The organism is Hyphomonas pacifica (genome assembly GCF_000682675.1).
Lineage (GTDB): Bacteria > Pseudomonadota > Alphaproteobacteria > Caulobacterales > Hyphomonadaceae > Hyphomonas > Hyphomonas pacifica.
Map to the genome: position 1 here is coordinate 76621 of NZ_AWFA01000056.1, position 16937 is coordinate 93557.

Here is a 16937-nt window from a genome sequence, read left to right on the forward strand (position 1 = left end):
ATAAGGTGACCGCATAAACATGAAAGGGAGCAGCACCGGATGACCTACGAAAAGATTTCCTATGAACTGAAGGGCGACATCGCCATCATCAAGTTCAATGATCCGAAGACGCTAAATGCATGCGGTGTGGATACGGCTCAGGAAATGTTGCATGCTTTCGAAGTCGCTGCGGATGAAGCGCGCTGCACCATTCTCACCGGCGAGGGCCGCGGGTTCTGCTCCGGTGCCAATCTCGGCCCGGGCGGACTGGCTCCCAAACTGAGCCATGAAGGCTCCAAGCCGGATGCTGGCCGCGCGCTGACGACACATTACAATCCGCTGGTTCAGGCCATTCGGGAACACCCGCATCCTGTGATCACGGCTGTAAACGGCGCCGCTGCCGGTGTCGGCTGCTCTCTCGCCCTGATCGGAGACATCGTTGTGTGCGCCAAGAGCGCCTACTTCCTTCAGGCCTTCCGCCGTATCGGCCTGGTGCCGGATGGCGGCTCTACCTGGCTGCTCGCTCGCACGATTGGCCGTGTACGCGCTATGGAAATGGCCTTGTTTGGCGACAAGGTGCCTGCCGAAACCGCCATGGAATGGGGAATGGTCAACCGCATTGTGGAAGATGACCAGCTCATGGTGACCGCCCTGGAAATGGCAGACAAACTGGCCAAGGGTCCAACGGTGGCCCTCTCCATGGCACGCCAGCTCATCTGGAGCGCATGCGAAAATCATTTTGACGAAGCGATCTATAATGAGCGCCTTGCTCAGCGTACGGCCGGACGCACAGAGGATTTCAAGGAAGGCGTCAGCGCGTTCCTCGAAAAACGCCAGGCCGAGTTTAAGGGAAAATAAACTTTAAGTATATTTTATACCACCCTGTTTCCCTTAATAATTGAGTAATTCCTTTGATTTATCCCCTCAGGAGCTGGAGTGGGGATAGCTCGTAATGAACAAAGAATACCGGTTGATTCATTTCAATTGCGCCCGCCCATTCGGCGAGTTCAATTTCGACAATGAATTCGTGCGCGTATTCATTGTCGATTCTGCCACGCATTTTCACGGATGCTGATCAGTTCGAAGGTCTGCGCTGGCACTCTCATGGCGTTCGCCGCCCGAATGCAGAATGGCGCGGCATGAATGACGCGCTGCCCCATCCCGAAGGCATGGGTATGCCAGATATATGCACCATGGCGGTCTGGACCGGTATAGAGGCGCTGAAGGAATTCACCTATAGCGGCCGCACTCACCCGCCGGGCATGCGCCGCCTCGCCTCGCAGCTGGATCGCAGCCAGGGCGCCAACTTTGTCCTTTGGTGGGCTCCGCGCAGCCAGACCTTGTCACTTGAGGATGGCTGGAACAAGCTGATGCATCTGCGTGAGCACGGCCCTACCGATCAGGCCTTCACGCTGGACCATCTGAAGTCCCATCCGGCAGCCGCCTGATGCTGACACGACGCCAGACATTTGCCGCCATCGCCGCCAGCTTGATGCTAGCGGCCTGTGCGTCAACGCCGCCTCCCATTACCAACACAATCTATCTTGTGCGCCACGCAGAGAAGCAATCGGGGGATGATCCATCCCTTACCCTGATCGGCCGCACGCGCGCAGACATCCTGGCGCAGGAATTGTCAAACGCGCACCTCACGGCAATCTATTCCACAGCTTACAAGCGCACCCGCCAGACCGCCGCCCCTACGGCGCGCGCGCAAAACCTGGATGTGTTCGAATATGATCCGAGCAATCTGGAACGCTTTGCGGCCCAGCTGCGCGCGACGCCGGGCAACATCCTCGTCGTCGGTCACTCCAATACGACACCAGAACTGGTCAAGCTTCTGGGCGGAAAGCCCGGCACGCCCATTGATGAGGCCAGCGAATATGACCGGCTATATGTTCTGACGGCGGACGGCCGGAAGTTCCGCACTGAGCTGCGCCGCTACGGGAACTAACCCCTAATTCTTCTTGGTCGCCAGCGCAGCCGCCAAGGCTCGCCTGCCCCACTCACTGCCAAATCAGGATCGTCCAGCGCCGCATCCGGTATGCGGACATAGCCCATATCGATCTGCTTTCCATCACCGGGCCGGGTCCAGATGAAAGACGCGCCGCCCTCGTCTTCAAGGGCAGCACGCAAATCAGGGTCGGTTTTCAGGTAGATCGTCTCATCGTCCAACAGGGCGAACATGACACCTTCGAGGAAGACACCTGCCCCGCCAAACATACGCCGCACCCGCACTGCACCCATGGGCCCGAACACTTCCGCGACAAACTCATGAAAGGGATCGGGCGGCTTGGGCATGGGTCACACGTCGGGTCGGCCCAGACGGTAGACGCCCTTGAACGTATCGGGGTCTTCCACCGGCTTGCCTTTGCGATAGATCAGAACGATGCCCGCCTTGTGCAGTCGGATCGCCTCCGCGCGAACATCTTTCAGCACGCGCTGAAAGTTTTTCTCACTGACAGCCCGCGCCGCCTGTTCCGCACTGATTGTCTTCCCCGCGCCGCACGCTTCCGTCAGCTCAAGAATGGCTTCACGCACCGGATTTGCCTGTGCCTCGCTCACCAGTCCACCGCCGCATAGACCAATTGCTGCAATTGTGGCCGGATCGGATAGGTACCGGACGGGATCATCTGCGTCGCCTGAATGGCAATCATCTCTTCCACCGGGTCAATCCAGAAGAAGGTTGAGGCGAGTCCGCCCCAGCTAAAATTGCCCTGGCTGGAAGGCTGCATGGAGGCCACCGGGTCCACTAGAACTGAACCGCCAAGCCCGAAGCCATTGCCTTCCATCCGCGCTTCCGAGAACGTCTTGTCGCCCATATCCTTGATTGTCTTGCCATCGGGCAGATGGTTCTGGCGCATGAACTCCCATGTCTTGGGGCTGATGATGCGGGCATCATCCAGCGTGCCGCCGCGCATCAGCATCAGGCAGAAACGGTGATAATCGCGCACAGTGGACACCAGTCCGCCGCCGGCATTCAGCAGAGTTGGCCGCTTGCTGAATAGTTTTGACGCAGCGCCTGCCCCGTCAGACTCGGTCACCTCTCCGGTAATCGGATGCTTGCTATAGCAGGCCATCAGACGGTCGATCTTGTCTTCAGGTACCCAGAAATCAGTATCTTCCATGCCCAGCGGGCCAAAGATACGTTCCCGGAAGAATTCATCAAGAGGCTGGCCTGATACGATTTCCACAACTGCGCCCAACACATCAATGGAATGGCCATAGCACCAACGTTCCCCCGGAGAGAATGCCAGCGGCAGCCCGGCAATCCGCTTGCTCATCTCCAGCAGGGTTTCCTTGGTCTCGGAAATCTTGTGCTTGCGGTAAAGCGCGTCCGTTTCGTCCTGCATCAGGAAGCCATAAGGAATGCCGGATGTGTGCGTGAACAGATCCAGCAGTGTGATTTCACGGTCCGGCTTGCGCGTCGTATAGTCTTCGCGGTTGCCACTATCGAACACCTGCGTGTCTGCAAACTCCGGAATGTAGCGGCTCACTTCATGGTCCAGGCGCAGCTTGCCTTCCTCGAACAGCATCATCGCCGCCAGAGACGTGACCGGCTTTGTCATGGAGTAGATACGGAAGATCGTATCCGGACCAATTGGCTTGCCCGCACCCAGTTCCGTCGTGCCGGAGTAATCCTCCAGCGCCACTTCACCGCCGCGTGAGACCAGTGTCGCCACACAGGGCAGCTTGCCACTGTCCAGATAATGCTCCTGGAAATATTCCGGGATGGCATCCAGGCGGTCGGCATTCAGGCCGACATCATGCGGGTCCGTCAAATCGTGTTCGAACATTAAGAGTCTCCTTGGGCCACGCCCGCAATCATGTTCACCACCTCACTCGGAGGGATGGTAAAGACACCAGCTTCGCCCTTGTCCAGAGCATCTCGCCACGTCTGGTATCCCCCCTCAAAGCTCTCGTCCAGCTGTGTTGGCTCCTCCATCTGCTGGTCGAGCGATGCGATGAGGGTGGCCTTATCAAATGGAAGGTGACTGATCGTGCCACCAACCATTTCACCGTTTTCCATCGGCCATTTAGGCAGGCCTACAATGGAAACGCTGACCGCCACATCCGAATTATCCGGCCAGGGTGTCTCGACTTCTCCGATGACAAGGCGCGCTTCCGGCACAGGCTGGTCCTGAAACGTCCAGACCTGACCAGGCGCGAGTTGTACACGCTGCGCGCCGCTTGGCCGCGATTTGCGAGAGAAGAGACCAAACAGTCCTTTCATTACAGCTTTCCGGCTTTCGCCGCCCGGGCCAGTTCCCGTGCAATGATAATCTGCTGAATCTGGCTAGTGCCTTCATAAAGGCGGAAGATACGTACATCGCGGTAGAAGCGCTCAATGCCATAGTCGGAGACATAGCCGGCCCCGCCGAATACCTGCACCGCGCGATCAGCCACACGGCCACACGCCTCCGTCGCGAACAGTTTCGTAGATGAGGCGAGCAGGGTGACGTCCTCGCCGGCATCGCGGCGGCGGGCGGCGTCCATAATCATGCATTCAGCGGCATAGGTTTCCGCCTGGCTGTCGGCGATCATCGCCTGGATCATCTGATGGTTCATGATGGCCGTGCCGAACTGTTTGCGCTCCAAAGCATAATTCACCATCTCGCGGATCAGGCGCTTGGACACGCCAGTCGCCACAGCGGAGATGTGCAGGCGGCCCTTGTCCAGCACACTCATCGCCACCTTGAAGCCTTCGCCTTCCTTGCCGATCAGGTTCTCGGCAGGCACGCGGGCGTCTTCGAAGATCACGTCACAAATATGCGCGCCCTGCTGGCCCATCTTCTTTTCCGGAACGCCGACGGTCACGCCGGGCGTGTTGCGCTCCACGACGAAGGCCGAAACGCCCTTTGCCCCCGGCGTATCGGGATCGGTCCGGGCCATGACCGTGAACAGGTCCGCCTTGTTGGCATTGGTGATGTAGCGCTTCGTACCATTCAGCACATAATGGTCGCCGTCGCGTATGGCCTTCGTGGTCAGACTGCCGGCATCGGAGCCTGCTTCCGGCTCGGTCAGGGCGAAGCTGGCGATCAGATCACCGCTGGCAATGCCGGGCAGCCATTTCTCTTTCTGCGCGTCGGTGCCGAACAGAACCAGAGCCTGGCTGCCGATGCCGATATTGGTGCCCGCCACGCTGCGGAAGGCCGGAGAGGTCTGTCCCAGTTCCATCGCCACCAGCGCCTCAGTCTCCATGTCCAGCGCCAGGCCACCATATTCTTCCGGCACGGCAATACCGAACAGGCCGAGATTTTTCATCTCATCGACCACATCCTGCGGCACTTCATCTTCTTCGCCGACCTTGGCCTCGATGGGCACACATTTCTCAGTCACGAACCGGCGCACCTGATCGATCAGTGCAGCACGGATTTCGGCATCAAAAGCCATGTAGTTTCCTCCGGTAATGTCTTCTCGGGCTCAATCTATGCCCCTACGGCACGGTTGTCGAAGGGTGACGGTGCGATATCGTGCGACAAAATCTGCAAGGAGGGCCTATGACCACTGAAATCGTGAAGGAAGGAGAGTTTACTGGCTGGCAAATCTGGCCAAATGAGCCATTCGAGTATGATGCAGCAGGTCCATTCTATTTCAGAACTGACGAGAAAGGCCCCGTCGCCGCTTTCCGGGCCGAGCGCAAGCACATGAATGCCGGCGGCGTCATGCATGGCGGCTGCCTGATGACCTTTGCGGACTATTCCCTGTTCGCCATCGCTCATGAGGGCATGGAAGGCGAATACGGCCTGACCGTCGCCTTCACGTCAGAATTCCTCGATGGCGCGCTGGAGGGCGAATATATCGAAGCGCGCGGAGACCTGCTGCGCAAAGGCCGCTCGCTGCTCTTCGTCAGGGGCATCATCACGGCCAATGGCCGGCCTGTTCTAAACTTCTCCGGCACAATCAAGAAAAAGAGGAAACAGCCATCATGACCCAACCGCCCTATCAGGAGCTGTCGCGCTCCATCAAAGGCAAGACCGCCCTCATCACCGGCGCCGCCAGCGGCATGGGCCGGGCGACCGCCCACCTCTTCGCCCGCGAAGGCGCGAACGTCATCGTCACAGACCTGAAGCAGGAAAACGTCGATATCGTTGTGGACGAGATCAAGGCAGCTGGCATCGACCATGTCAAAGGCTGGGCCATGGATGTCGGCGATGCGGACGCCATCAAGCGCGTCGTGGACGAGGCCGCCGCCCATTTTGGCGGGCTGGAAATCCTCGTCAACAATGCCGGCTTTGCGAAGATGGCCGATGTGGCAGAGGAGTCCTATGAAGACAGCTGGGGCCCCAGCATCAATGTCATGCTAAGCAGCCATCAGCGCGCCATCCGCGCAGCCCTGCCCTATATGCGCAAGGCCGGTTTTGGCCGCATCGTGAACATCGCCTCCACCGAAGGCCTCGGCGCGACACCCGGCAACAGCCCCTACGTCGCAGCAAAGCATGGCGTCATCGGCCTGACCCGCGGCCTGGCGGTGGATCTTGGCCGCGAAGGCATCACGGTGAACTGCATCTGCCCCGGCCCGATCAAGACAGGCATCACGGCGGGTATCCCGGACGAGCACAAGGAAATCTACGCCAAGCGCCGCGTGCCACTGCGCCGGTATGGCATCCCGGAAGAGGTTGCCAATATCACCCTCTCGCTCGTCCTGCCCGCCGCCAGCTTCCTAACCGGCGTACACATCCCGGTCGATGGCGGCCTGACCATCAAGAACGCATGAGACCTAGTCGGCAGAGATCTTGAAGGCCGCTTCCAGATCCCTCTGCGTCGCTTCATTCAGGGCGGCGCAGAGCCTGATGCTCTCTTTTGTCTCGGCCAGCGCGCGTTCATAGCCTTCGGCCTGCGCCCCATATTCCGCAAACAGATCGTCCAGCTCCGCAATCCGCGCTGTGTCGCAGAAATACTGCCCCAGGCGTGGTGCGCGGCGACGCCACTGGGTAGGGATTGAATTCAGGAAGGCGGGCATGTTCGCTTTCAGCCATGTCCAGGTCGCCTCTTCGGTTTCCGGATTGGCCATTTGCATCATGGCCAGCGTATAGGTTTCGCGGGGGCCGAGTTCAGCGCTCTCGATCAGTGTCAGCACCCTGGCCGAGCCTTCCGCAGCCTTCACCGTGCCGAGCGCATTGACGACCGATTGATCAAAGACCGGGTCATCAATCTCGTCAGTCGCCATCAATACGCGGTCCATCATTTCCGGCCCGCCGTCTGCCAGGGCCACCGACAGTGCCGGAAAATACTCATCACTGGACAGGCCCGTTTGCGTGTCCAGATAGGTTTCCGCTGATGCCATCAGCCGCACACGAACTTCTTCATCATTCAGCTTGATGGCCGCAAAGCGGTCGAGCCGGGCGGACATCTCCGCATCTCCCCCATCCGCTTCCAGAACGCTTCGGATCTTCGCAACCACCGCGCCTGCCCTTGCCTGTGCGGCTGCTTCGGCAGGCGTGCCTTTCACCCGCTCCAACAGGTCACCATAATAATCCAGCGCCAGATTGGCCGCCTGATTGCCAGACTGTTCTGCCCCGGCATCCAGAATGTCCAGCAAACGCACAGCGTCCAGCTCTCCAGCCTCAAAGGCCGCAATAGCACTGTCCAGCGCTGTGAGAACTCCCGTTTCCGGCATCGTAGCGAAGGATCCGCGCAGTGCGTCCCACTCATGCGCGCCCAGAGTAAATCGGTAATAGCCCACACCGCCCGCATTCGGATGGATAACACCCGGGCACGCCCCTTCCGGCAGAGACAGCGCCAGCGTCTTTTCGCGCGTTTTCAGCATCGTGCAGGTGCGGCCGCTCTCGGCCCCGTCCTGCCAGGCGATGCAGACAGGAATGGTCCAGCGCGTCCCCGGTTCGATGGAAGAGCCAAGCGGGCGATAGCGCGCCTGCGACAGCGCAACTTTTGCGCCGAGGGACGTACACTGAAGGTCTGCCGATACAACCGGCACGCCCTGCTGCAGGACAAAACTATCAAACGCATCTGTCAGGTCCGGTGATCCGACAGTCTTGCCAATCACATGGAAGAAATCATCACTGTCAGCCACACCATCCGCGAAGCGGGCGATATACTCGCCTAGCGCCGGGCGAAACACATCCGGGCGGAAATAGGAATCCGCCATGTTGATGACGCCGAGACTCTTATTGTACGTGATCGAATCATAGGCATTGCGGATGTCTTCATTGCGCAGGATCGGCTCCTGAATGGCGCGCACGCTGGCCAGGCTGTCCAGCCGCATCGCGCCAATCGCATCGGCCACGGCCTGCACATCATGGCCCTCTGTCGGCTCCATCTGCGACAGCGCCATCGCCTCGCCCCAGGTTGCAAAGCCTTCTTTCAGCCACAGCCCGTCCCACCAGGGCGGCGTCACCAGATCTCCAAACCACATATGCGCCATCTCGTGCGCATGGATGGATTTCAGGCCGCGCAGAAAGGCCGGGCCGGAATTCTCGTTCGCCAGAATGCGGCTTTCCCGATAGGTGATCGCCGCCGCCAGCTCCGTTGCGCCAGACGGCCATTGCGGCGCGGCGACAATATCCAGCTTCTCATACGGATAGGGCTGTTGCAGGGACTCCTCAAAGGTCTGCACCAGTTCGGGCGTCATCTTCAGGATATAATCCATCTCCGCGCCCTTGCCCTTGCGGGCATAGCCTGTCAGCGGAATGGCCTTGGCGCGAACGGAGTTCGGCGGCAGAACGCCCGCATCCACCTTGTCGAAATTGCCGACCGCGACGGACAGCAGATAGGTCGACAGCGGCCGCGTCCGCGCAAAAGTGATCAGCTCTTTGCCAGCGCCAATGTCCTCGCGGGAGATTTCCGGCGTGTTTGCAATCGCCACCATCCCGGCCGGAACCGTGAACTGCATGTCGAACGGGGCCTTGAAGCCGGGCTCGTCAAAGCTCGGCAGGAAGCGCCGCGCCTGAATGCTCTCGCTCTTGGCCAGCGCATAGGCCTCGCCCTTCTCGTCCACACGGAACAGGCCGGCCAGATTGGCGTCAAAGGCGGCGTCATATTCGATGTCCAGCGTCAGATAGCCGGGCTTCAGACGGCGCGGAAAACCGACGCGCACAACGCCCGTGCTCAGCACTTCATTCCAGGTCGCGGGTTGGCTCTCTCCGCCCGACGTAACCGTCACCCTGGTAACGTTCAGATCATCGCCATGCATCCAGATGCCGGTGGCCGCGGTCTCCAGTTTGATCGCGATAGAGACATTGCCGGAGAAACGCTGCTCGCGCGGGTCTAGGTCCAGCGAGACGCGGTAGAGCTGTGGCTGGGCATTTCCGGCCAATTGTCCCTTGGGAGCGACCGCCTTCAATTCTTCCAGGCTGACCGGGCTGGTGGCCACGCCCCATTGAGAATGGCTGCCACAGGCGGCTAACAAAGAACCAAGGCCAAGCATCAGAAAAGACAGGAAGAATGTCCGCATGAATCGCTCCAGAAAGTGTCCTGAACTCATGCATATCGCATCAATCCCGTAATGGCACCCATCCTGTGGGATTCGTCGGGTCTCTTAGCGGTCTCTTGCCACTTTAGCCCGCAAAGCCTCGGGCTTTCATAGCCTCAAACCAGCGCCCCAGATGCTCATGCTCTTTCGTCGGCGCCCATTTCATCACGCGGCAGAAGCCACAGGTGATGAACAGCGTGATGTCGGCAATGGAGAAGCGGTCTGCCGCCAGGAATTCATGATCCGCCAGATGCGCATTGATGCGCTCGGCCATCTTCTTCGCATTTTTCTCGCCCTTGGCAGCGGCCTCGGCGCTTTGCGGAACTTCCAGCGGGGCCATCATCTCGTGCGCATTGCGGAACCATGTGGCGAACTGGATGAAGAACATCATCTCGACACGGCGATCCCACATCTCGATCAGCGCCTTTTCCTTCGCATCCGTGCCCATAAGGTTTGGCTCCGGAAACACGTTCTCGAAATAAGTACAAATCGCGCGGCTTTCGGTAATCTTCGTGCCATCATCCAGCGCCAGTGCAGGCACCTGCGCAAACGGAGACACATCGCGATATTCCGCCGTCTTGTGTTCCTGCTTCATGATGGAGACCTCTTCCAGGTCCACCGCGTCCAGCTTGCCCTTGGCCCGCAGGAAAAACGTCACCCGGTCCGGATTGGGCGCGCCTGGTGTATGGTAAAGTTTCATGCCGTTTCCTCCTAAAATCTTTTTCTCATACCCAGCGTAGCGTTCACGGGCTCGCCAGGGAAATACCGGTCATTGCCGAAGGCAAGGTCTGCCCTGTCGGCATAGCGCTCGTCGGTCAGGTTGCGCACGATCAGGAAGACTTCCGCCGTGTCGCTGAAGGCCCAGCTGCCGCGTGCGCCCAGCACAGTATGACCGGGATAGACCGTCGTGTTCGCCGGATCGACATAATACTCGCCGACATGGTCCACATTCAGCGACAGCTTCAGCGCCTGCGTCGCCTGCCAGTCCAGCGACAGATTGGCCAGCCATTCCGGCGCGGTGTCGATCTTATTGCCATCGCGGATTGTTTCGGTGCCGCTGCCGACAACCCGGTCAAACGTGTAGGTCTGGTCAGACCAGCTCGCCGCACCGGAGAGGGACACGACAGACGACAGCTCAAACGCGCCCGTCACCTCGACACCCTTGTGCTCGGTCGAGCCATCGGGAACATTCAGGCCGTCACTGTCGCGGAAGAAGAAATTCTCCTTGTCCATCCAGTAGGCGGAGACATCATAGACCAGCCGCCCCTGCAGCGCGCTGCCCCGCGCGCCGATCTCCACACTGTCCAGCGTCTCTTCCTTCACCTGCCCGGCCACTTGCAGGCTTTGCAAGCGGTAGAGATCGGACGCCTGTGGCGCGCGCTGCCCGCGGGCATAGTTCGCATAGAGATCAACCGTGTCTGCCACAGACCAGATCACGCCCAGCTTCGGTGTCAGCAGCTCGAAATTATCCGTCCGGTCGGCAGGCACATTGAAGCGGCCATTGATGCCGGGCGCCACATCGGTGGAATAGTCATAGTCATGCGCCTCGGCGCGCAGACCGGCCACAACGCGCACATCTTCCGTGAGCGCATAGTCCAGCTCCCCCCACAGCGCGCCCATCAGTGTGTCGACCGTATAGTCGTAATGCTTGCCCTGCGGGAAGCGCCCGTCGCCGGGGAAAAAGCCGAACGGCTCCGGCTGGATTTCCTTCAGCCAGCCGCTTGCCAGATCCATATCCGCGCCGATCCGCCAGGTCAGCGCGTCTGACGCCGCCCGCTCATAGCGCGCCATCAGGCCGCCGCCTGTGGAACCGTTCTTCTCAACCCCGCCATTCGGCAGAAAGTGCTGCGCGAAGGTCATCGCCTGCGTGTGCGCATAGGGCGTCAGCACCAGTTCGCCACCATTCAGTGGCCGTGACAGCCGCGCCCCGGCCCGCGCGGACCAGGCATCGCGATAGGCTTCCGGGTTCGGATTGCTTCTGGCGATGTCTTCATCCTTGTAGGCATCCTTGCCCTCAATGAAGCCCGCCGTTTCCTGATTGAGGTTGGAGGCCGTCAGCCATGCGGTCGTATCCCAGGCGCCCAGAGTCCAGTCACCCATCAGGGTCAGCTTCTGCTGGTCGATGCCGGTATTGTCCCGCCAGCCAATATCCTTCTGCAGCGACAGCGCCGCCAGCCAGTCCTCGCCCTCATCCAGCGTCACATCCCCGCGCCAGCGCCCCAGCGTGCCATAGCTCGCCACGGCCTCGCTGCCTTGGCCAACCTCCGGCAAGATGACATTGATCAGTCCGTGCACGGCGTTCGAGCCATATTTCGCGCTGCCCGGCCCGCGCACCACTTCAATGGCGCTTGCCACTTCATGATGCGGCTCCAGCAGGCTGTTTACATTACCAAAAGCGGGCGAGCGCACCGGCACGCCATTCTCCAGGATCAGGAAGCTGCCCTGCCCGGCCCCGCCAGTCAGCACCGGCGAGCGGATGGCGATCAGGTGCTCCTGCCCGGAATTCATCTGCACGTTCACGCCGGGCAGCTGGTTCAGGATCTCGGCCGGATGGTCAGCGCGAACCTCAAACACCTGTTCGGCATCAAGCGTCGCGACAGAGCCGGGATCATAACTCTGGCGATCTCCCCAAACTTTCACAGCGGCAAGACGCTCCTGCGCCATGGCTGGCAGGCCTGCAGCCATCAGGGCCACAGCGCCTGACGTAAGCAACCGGGCTCGCATGCGCACCCCTCTCTCCCTTGGGAGAGGGACCGGGCGTGACGGATGACGGTGTTGCGGCATGAGCGAGTCCTACGGTGGCGGAAAGCTTGTGTTTCGTACCTGCCCTTGCGGTATGCAATGGGTACCTGCGCTGCCCCTTATCCCCTCTCCCAAGGGAGAAGGGATTCAAAGATCAGCCCGCTCCGCCAGAGAACAGCTGATAGGGCAGCGCGCCGACCACAGCGCCGGAGAGACACGTTGCCAGCGTCCCAGCCAACAGCGTCCGCCAGGACAGCGCCAGGAAGTCATCGCGCCGCGCCGGTTCAACAATGGTCAGGCCGCCGATCAGAATGCCCATGGAGCCAAAGTTCGCAAAACCGCAAATGGCGTGCGCCGTGATCATGCGTGTGCGCGGGTCCATCGCATCGACGGGCACTTCGGCCAGCTGCAGGAAGGCCACAAATTCGGTCAACACCGTCTTCACACCCATCAGGGACCCGGACTGTGCCGCCTCTCCCATCGGCACACCGATCATGTACATCAGGGGTGCGAAGATCCAGCCGAGGATGCGCTCGATCGACAGCGGTTCGCCCGCCACATTCGGCAGCGCACCAAGGCCCGCATTGACCAGCCACAGCAGGGCCAGTGCCGCGATCAGCATGGTCGCAATGTTCAGAACAATCTGCAGCCCGTCAGAGGCCCCGCGGGAGAAGGCATCCATCGTGGAGGCATAGTTGAAATCCGGCTCCTTCATGCGCTCGGTCGCCGGGGTCGTCTCGGGGATCATCGCCAGCGCCACGGCCACAGCCGCCGGGGCCGCCATGATCGACGCCGTCAGCAGTTGCGCCAGCGGATTGGCCATCTTGCCTTCCAGGAACGCGCCGTACACCACCAGCACGCTGCCCGCGATGGTCGCAAAGCCCGCCGTCATCATGATCAGCAGCTCAGACCGCGTCATGCCCTTGATATAAGGCCGGATCAGAACCGGTGCCTCTGTCATTCCCATGAACACATTGGCCGACACAGCCAGAGACGTCGCCCCGCCCAGCCCCATCGCCCGCTGGAAGATATAGGCAAAGCCATTCGTCACCCAGCGCAGGATGCGCCAGTGCCACAGAATGGCAGACAGCGCCGCCACGACGATCACAATCGGCAGAATCTGGAAGAAGAACAGCGGCGGCGGCGATCCGCCCATCAGCTGCTCGGCGGCGACATTGTCCCCGACATAGCCGAACACAAAGCTCGTGCCCGCGCGCGTGGCGGCCTGCAGGCCGTCGACCACATCATTCGCCTTGAACAGAATGGCCCGAACGAACGGCACGCCGAACAGGATCAGCGCAAAGGCGAACTGCATCAGCGTCGCCCCGATTACCAGTTTCAATGGAAACAATTTGCGTTTTTCTGACAACAGCCAACAAACGCCATAGATCAGCACAATCCCGATCAGGGCGCGTGCATTGTCCCACCCCCACTCATAACCCGCAATCGAAATCATGAAGTCGATCCCTTCCCCGATTTTGTCACATTAAGGCTTAAACGTGACATCGCCAGAGGGGAAGCACTCTTGTGCGCTACGCGCTGCAACACGCCAATGGCGCCGCAGACTCTGGCATCTGTTAACCTGAATCAGTCCTGCCGCCGCGTGAGGTCGCCGCAGGACCAAGATGCCGCTTGCACTGGCGCCCTGCCTGCTTCAACTAGAGGTCATGGAAACGCTGATCCCCATCGCCGCCCAGATTGCAGACAAGCTGAAAGATAGCGGCGAAACCGTCGCCATATCGGAATCCTCTGCCGGGGGGCTCATCTCTGCCGCCCTGCTCGCCGTGCCAGGCGCCTCGGCCTATTATCGCGGCGGCGGCGTCATCTACACGGCCAAGGCCTACAAGCATTTGCTGGGCCTCAGCCGGGAGGATCTGGGAGAGCACCGTTCCGCAACAGAGCCCTATGCCCGCCTGCTCGCAGGCCGCATCCGGGACCAGCTCAGCGCAGACTGGGGCGTCTGTGAAACCGGCGCCTCAGGCCCCGGCGGCAATATGTATGGCGATGAGGCCGGCCACACCTGCATCGCCGTCATCGGCCCGGGCGGAAGCCGCCATTCCCACACGCTGGAAACCGGCCTCACCGACCGCGCCGAAAACATGCGCCTGTTCGCTCAGGAAACCCTCCACGCCCTCCTCGGCGCACTGGGGTAACGTCCGTCCCAATCCGTCTGAAAAGACGCGCATGGATACTTTGCGGTATGGATGCGATGGGCGATTTTCTTGTGCAGGGTCTGGAGCAGGCGCGGCGGGCTGTAGTGGATGTGGTGGGGCGGGACAATCTCCAGCTCAACCCGAAAACCATGCCGCGTTCGCGCCGGGCCAGGGCCAATGGACGGCTGAAGCAGATCGAGACAATCGTCCGGCGTCTGATCCTTCTGATGGCATTCGCCCTGAAGCTTGGCCCGCTGGCCGCCTCCGCGCCGCGCGCGCCTCAGGCAGAGCCAGACCTGCCGGAAGGCACCCAGCTTGCCATTTTTCCGCGCGTGCCGGTCAAGCGCTTCACATTGATGCCGCCTGCGCGGCGGGTCATCCTGTCGGATCAGGCTCGGGACACTTTTGGGGCTGTTTTGGGTCTATCCGGGCCGGTGAGCACCCAGCCGCTGATTGACCGCATTCTGGCGCTTCAGAAGATCCTGAAAGCGCCGGAGGCCGCCGCAAAGCGCCTGGCGCGCACGCTGCAGCGGATGCAGGCGAAGGGAGAGGCGCGGCCCATGGTCGGCCCCGCGGCGGGCGCGTTCCGCCTGTCGCCAGAGCTTGGCGCGGTGGCCACGGCGCTGCCGGGCTTTATCCGCGCCGGGCTGGAAAGCTGGGAAAGCTCTGGCTGAGATGCACTGAAAACACAGCTCGCCTGACCGGACCGCACCGCGGGGCCGGGCAAACGTGCTGGGATCAGCCCAGCTTGCAGACGCAGATCTTGTTGCCGTCCAGGTCGCGGAAGTAGGCGCCATACAAGGTCGGCATCCGATTGCCCGGCTCGCCTTCATCCTCCGCGCCCAGTTCGATGGCCTTCTTGTAAACCCGGTCCACTGTTTCCTTGTCAGCGCAGGCCAGGGCCGGCATCACGCCATTGCCCACGCTGGCGGCCTCATTGTCATACGGTGTGCCGATGGCAATCATCGGCTGGCCGGGGCCAACGCCGTAGAATTGCAGGCGGTCATTCGCAAAAGCGCGCTTGGCTCCCATCTCTGCCATCACGGCGTCATAGAATTCCAGGGCCTTGTCCTTGTCATTCGTCCCAAGTGTCAGATAGGCCAGCATTGCGTTTCTCCCTGTAATCTTACCTGTTGTGCAGCAGATCGTGACCACGGCGCGTCAATCCGCGCAAGGGGTGACGCAAGGGGCATGCTTGACGTTTACGTGAGCGTCTGGTGTGTCACGCTCAGACAAGTCATAGAGTGAGGAGTTCTCCCATGTCTGATATCCGTTTTGACGGCCGCGTTGCCATTGTCACCGGTGCTGGCGGTGGTCTCGGCCGGTGCCATGCCCTGGAACTCGCCCGCCGCGGCGCAAAGGTCGTGATCAACGATCTTGGCGGCTCGATGGACGGAACCGGCGGCAATTCCGAAGCGGCTGAAGCCGTGGTGAAGGAAATCGAAGCCCTTGGCGGCGAAGCCATCGCCAATGGCTCCTCCGTGTCCGATGAAGCCGGCGTGAAGAAAATGATCGGCGACACCATGGATAAATGGGGCCGCATCGACATCATCATCGCCAATGCTGGCATTCTGCGCGACAAATCCTTCGCCAAAATGAGCCAGCAGGACATTGACCTCGTGCTGGACGTTCACCTGCGCGGCACCTTCATGCCGGTCCATGAAGCCTGGAACATCATGAAGGAACAGGAATATGGCCGGATCGTCGTAACCACCTCTTCCACCGGCCTCTATGGCAATTTCGGCCAAGCCAATTACGGCGCGGCCAAGCTCGGCGTGGTCGGCATGATGAATACGCTTAAAATCGAAGGCGCGAAGAGCAACATCAAGGTCAACGCTGTCTGCCCAATCGCGGCAACTCGCATGACCGAAGGCCTGATGTCCGAAGAGGCGCTCGCCGCGCTGAAGCCGGAATATGTCACGCCGGGCGTGATGAATTTGGTCAAGGACGATGCCCCGACCGGCATGATCCTGTCCGCAGGTGCCGGCGCGTTTTCCATGGCTCGCATCGTTGAGACCGAAGGCGTCTTCGTCGGCCAGGGCGAAGCCCTCACCGCTGAAGCCGTTGCCGCCAAGTGGGACCAGATCACGGATGTCGCCACGACCCGCCCGGCCTTCAAATCCGGCGGCGAGCACGGCCAGAACATCTTTGCCGCCGTGGCAAAAGGCATGCAGGGCTGACGCGCCCGCATTCTTGCCAAATACGCGATTGAGGCGCAGGTATCTCCTGCCAAAAGGAGACCAACATGCGCCTCATCGCTCTTTTGTTTTCAGCCCTGCTGCTCACGGCTTGCGGCATGGTCCAGACGCCGCCTGAAGCCAGCACACCAACAGGGACATCCACAGCATCCCCTCAGGGTCCGTTCATGGTCAGCGAAGGCGAAACCTGTGGCGGCATCGCTGCCATTCAGTGCAAAGACGGCCTGTTCTGCAAGATGGATGATGGCGCCTGCCGCAACATCGCCGACGCAGCAGGCACCTGCCAGCAAGTCCGCCCGATGTGCACCCGGGAATATAACCCGGTCTGCGGGTGTGACGGAAAGACCTACAACAATCCCTGCATGGCCCATGCGGCCAAGACCAGCGTCGCTGCAGAAGGTGCCTGCAAAAGCTAGAGACGAGACCTGGGCAGGG

19 protein-coding genes are annotated in these 16937 nt (G+C 60.7%); 9 read left to right on the top strand and 10 right to left on the bottom strand.

Annotated features, from left to right (window positions below; all coding sequences use genetic code 11):
• Positions 1–39 precede the first annotated feature (39 nt).
• The 3 genes from HY2_RS14135 to HY2_RS14145 all read left to right on the top strand — a co-directional run bounded on the left by HY2_RS14135 (position 40) and on the right by HY2_RS14145 (position 1930).
• Positions 40–837 (top strand): enoyl-CoA hydratase/isomerase, encoded by a 798-nt coding sequence (locus HY2_RS14135; protein WP_034828754.1) that lies wholly within the window; start codon positions 40–42, stop codon positions 835–837.
• 182 nt (positions 838–1019) lie between these two features.
• Positions 1020–1427, top strand: coding sequence for a DUF3291 domain-containing protein (locus HY2_RS14140; RefSeq protein WP_158534033.1), 408 nt, complete (start codon positions 1020–1022; stop codon positions 1425–1427).
• Positions 1427–1930: a SixA phosphatase family protein gene (locus HY2_RS14145; RefSeq protein WP_034828756.1), complete on the top strand. Its 504-nt coding sequence runs from the start codon at positions 1427–1429 to the stop codon at positions 1928–1930. The genes HY2_RS14140 and HY2_RS14145 overlap by 1 nt, the downstream gene beginning before the upstream one ends.
• Here HY2_RS14145 and HY2_RS14150 read toward each other — a convergent pair.
• From HY2_RS14150 to HY2_RS14170, 5 genes are read right to left on the bottom strand one after another with little or no spacing between them, the layout of a single operon-like run.
• Complete coding sequence (locus tag HY2_RS14150) at positions 1927–2277, bottom strand: TfoX/Sxy family protein (RefSeq protein ID WP_051595069.1); 351 nt, start codon at positions 2275–2277, stop codon at positions 1927–1929. The genes HY2_RS14145 and HY2_RS14150 overlap by 4 nt on opposite strands.
• Positions 2278–2280: 3 nt before the next feature.
• Positions 2281–2541 (bottom strand): DUF3253 domain-containing protein, encoded by a 261-nt coding sequence (locus tag HY2_RS14155; protein ID WP_034828759.1) that lies wholly within the window; start codon positions 2539–2541, stop codon positions 2281–2283.
• A complete protein-coding gene (locus HY2_RS14160) occupies positions 2538–3773 on the bottom strand; it encodes a serine hydrolase domain-containing protein (protein ID WP_034828761.1) in 1236 nt (411 codons plus the stop codon). The genes HY2_RS14155 and HY2_RS14160 overlap by 4 nt, the downstream gene beginning before the upstream one ends.
• Positions 3773–4210, bottom strand: coding sequence for a hypothetical protein (locus tag HY2_RS16900; RefSeq protein ID WP_051595071.1), 438 nt, complete (start codon positions 4208–4210; stop codon positions 3773–3775). Before HY2_RS16900 ends, HY2_RS14160 begins: the two co-directional genes overlap by 1 nt.
• On the bottom strand, positions 4210–5370 hold the full coding sequence (locus tag HY2_RS14170; protein WP_034828763.1) for an acyl-CoA dehydrogenase family protein: 1161 nt from the start codon (positions 5368–5370) through the stop codon (positions 4210–4212). The genes HY2_RS16900 and HY2_RS14170 overlap by 1 nt, the downstream gene beginning before the upstream one ends.
• A gap of 107 nt (positions 5371–5477) precedes the next feature.
• Between HY2_RS14170 and HY2_RS14175 the strand changes: the two genes are divergently transcribed.
• Positions 5478–5909, top strand: coding sequence for a PaaI family thioesterase (locus HY2_RS14175; protein ID WP_034828765.1), 432 nt, complete (start codon positions 5478–5480; stop codon positions 5907–5909).
• Positions 5906–6694, top strand: a complete 789-nt coding sequence (locus tag HY2_RS14180; protein WP_034828767.1) for an SDR family NAD(P)-dependent oxidoreductase — start codon at positions 5906–5908, stop codon at positions 6692–6694. Before HY2_RS14175 ends, HY2_RS14180 begins: the two co-directional genes overlap by 4 nt.
• Before the next feature lie 3 nt (positions 6695–6697).
• On the opposite strand, the gene HY2_RS14185 is transcribed toward HY2_RS14180, so the two are convergent.
• The 4 genes from HY2_RS14185 to HY2_RS14200 all read right to left on the bottom strand — a co-directional run bounded on the left by HY2_RS14185 (position 6698) and on the right by HY2_RS14200 (position 13607).
• Complete coding sequence (locus HY2_RS14185; protein ID WP_081815077.1) at positions 6698–9421, bottom strand: M1 family metallopeptidase; 2724 nt, start codon at positions 9419–9421, stop codon at positions 6698–6700.
• Between the two features lie 73 nt (positions 9422–9494).
• A complete protein-coding gene (locus HY2_RS14190; protein WP_034828768.1) occupies positions 9495–10109 on the bottom strand; it encodes a glutathione S-transferase family protein in 615 nt (204 codons plus the stop codon).
• Between the two features lie 11 nt (positions 10110–10120).
• Positions 10121–12133 carry a TonB-dependent receptor gene (locus HY2_RS14195; RefSeq protein ID WP_233346875.1) on the bottom strand — a complete coding sequence of 671 codons (2013 nt, stop codon included), beginning with the start codon at positions 12131–12133 and terminating at the stop codon, positions 10121–10123.
• 172 nt (positions 12134–12305) lie between these two features.
• Positions 12306–13607, bottom strand: coding sequence for a NupC/NupG family nucleoside CNT transporter (locus HY2_RS14200; protein ID WP_034828772.1), 1302 nt, complete (start codon positions 13605–13607; stop codon positions 12306–12308).
• Positions 13608–13818: 211 nt separating this feature from the next.
• Here HY2_RS14200 and HY2_RS14205 point away from each other — a divergent pair, with 211 nt between their 5' ends.
• Both HY2_RS14205 and HY2_RS14210 read left to right on the top strand, forming a co-directional pair.
• Complete coding sequence (locus tag HY2_RS14205) at positions 13819–14304, top strand: CinA family protein (protein ID WP_034828864.1); 486 nt, start codon at positions 13819–13821, stop codon at positions 14302–14304.
• Positions 14305–14360: 56 nt separating this feature from the next.
• Positions 14361–14978, top strand: coding sequence for a hypothetical protein (locus HY2_RS14210; RefSeq protein ID WP_146617211.1), 618 nt, complete (start codon positions 14361–14363; stop codon positions 14976–14978).
• A 64-nt stretch (positions 14979–15042) separates the two neighbouring features.
• Here the strand turns inward: HY2_RS14210 and HY2_RS14215 are convergent, their stop codons facing one another.
• On the bottom strand, positions 15043–15411 hold the full coding sequence (locus HY2_RS14215) for a VOC family protein (RefSeq protein ID WP_034828776.1): 369 nt from the start codon (positions 15409–15411) through the stop codon (positions 15043–15045).
• 152 nt (positions 15412–15563) lie between these two features.
• On the opposite strand from HY2_RS14215, the gene HY2_RS14220 reads away from it, so the two are divergent.
• The gene (locus HY2_RS14220) at positions 15564–16484 is read left to right on the top strand and encodes an SDR family NAD(P)-dependent oxidoreductase (protein WP_034828777.1); all 921 of its coding nucleotides are present in this window, start codon (positions 15564–15566) and stop codon (positions 16482–16484) included.
• A 65-nt stretch (positions 16485–16549) separates the two neighbouring features.
• A complete protein-coding gene (locus HY2_RS14225) occupies positions 16550–16918 on the top strand; it encodes a Kazal-type serine protease inhibitor family protein (RefSeq protein WP_034828778.1) in 369 nt (122 codons plus the stop codon).
• Positions 16919–16937: the final 19 nt, after the last annotated feature.

Coding starts and splice junctions, on each gene's coding strand:
- HY2_RS14150 (WP_051595069.1), bottom strand. CDS start 2,277: ATGCCCAAGCCGCCCGATCCCTTTCATGAGTTTGTCGCGGAAGTGTTC.
- HY2_RS14210 (WP_146617211.1), top strand. CDS start 14,361: ATGGGCGATTTTCTTGTGCAGGGTCTGGAGCAGGCGCGGCGGGCTGTA.
- HY2_RS14195 (WP_233346875.1), bottom strand. CDS start 12,133: ATGCGAGCCCGGTTGCTTACGTCAGGCGCTGTGGCCCTGATGGCTGCA.
- HY2_RS14135 (WP_034828754.1), top strand. CDS start 40: ATGACCTACGAAAAGATTTCCTATGAACTGAAGGGCGACATCGCCATC.
- HY2_RS14205 (WP_034828864.1), top strand. CDS start 13,819: ATGGAAACGCTGATCCCCATCGCCGCCCAGATTGCAGACAAGCTGAAA.
- HY2_RS14200 (WP_034828772.1), bottom strand. CDS start 13,607: ATGATTTCGATTGCGGGTTATGAGTGGGGGTGGGACAATGCACGCGCC.
- HY2_RS14225 (WP_034828778.1), top strand. CDS start 16,550: ATGCGCCTCATCGCTCTTTTGTTTTCAGCCCTGCTGCTCACGGCTTGC.
- HY2_RS14215 (WP_034828776.1), bottom strand. CDS start 15,411: ATGCTGGCCTATCTGACACTTGGGACGAATGACAAGGACAAGGCCCTG.
- HY2_RS14170 (WP_034828763.1), bottom strand. CDS start 5,370: ATGGCTTTTGATGCCGAAATCCGTGCTGCACTGATCGATCAGGTGCGC.
- HY2_RS14180 (WP_034828767.1), top strand. CDS start 5,906: ATGACCCAACCGCCCTATCAGGAGCTGTCGCGCTCCATCAAAGGCAAG.
- HY2_RS14145 (WP_034828756.1), top strand. CDS start 1,427: ATGCTGACACGACGCCAGACATTTGCCGCCATCGCCGCCAGCTTGATG.
- HY2_RS14185 (WP_081815077.1), bottom strand. CDS start 9,421: ATGAGTTCAGGACACTTTCTGGAGCGATTCATGCGGACATTCTTCCTG.
- HY2_RS14190 (WP_034828768.1), bottom strand. CDS start 10,109: ATGAAACTTTACCATACACCAGGCGCGCCCAATCCGGACCGGGTGACG.
- HY2_RS16900 (WP_051595071.1), bottom strand. CDS start 4,210: ATGAAAGGACTGTTTGGTCTCTTCTCTCGCAAATCGCGGCCAAGCGGC.
- HY2_RS14220 (WP_034828777.1), top strand. CDS start 15,564: ATGTCTGATATCCGTTTTGACGGCCGCGTTGCCATTGTCACCGGTGCT.
- HY2_RS14175 (WP_034828765.1), top strand. CDS start 5,478: ATGACCACTGAAATCGTGAAGGAAGGAGAGTTTACTGGCTGGCAAATC.
- HY2_RS14160 (WP_034828761.1), bottom strand. CDS start 3,773: ATGTTCGAACACGATTTGACGGACCCGCATGATGTCGGCCTGAATGCC.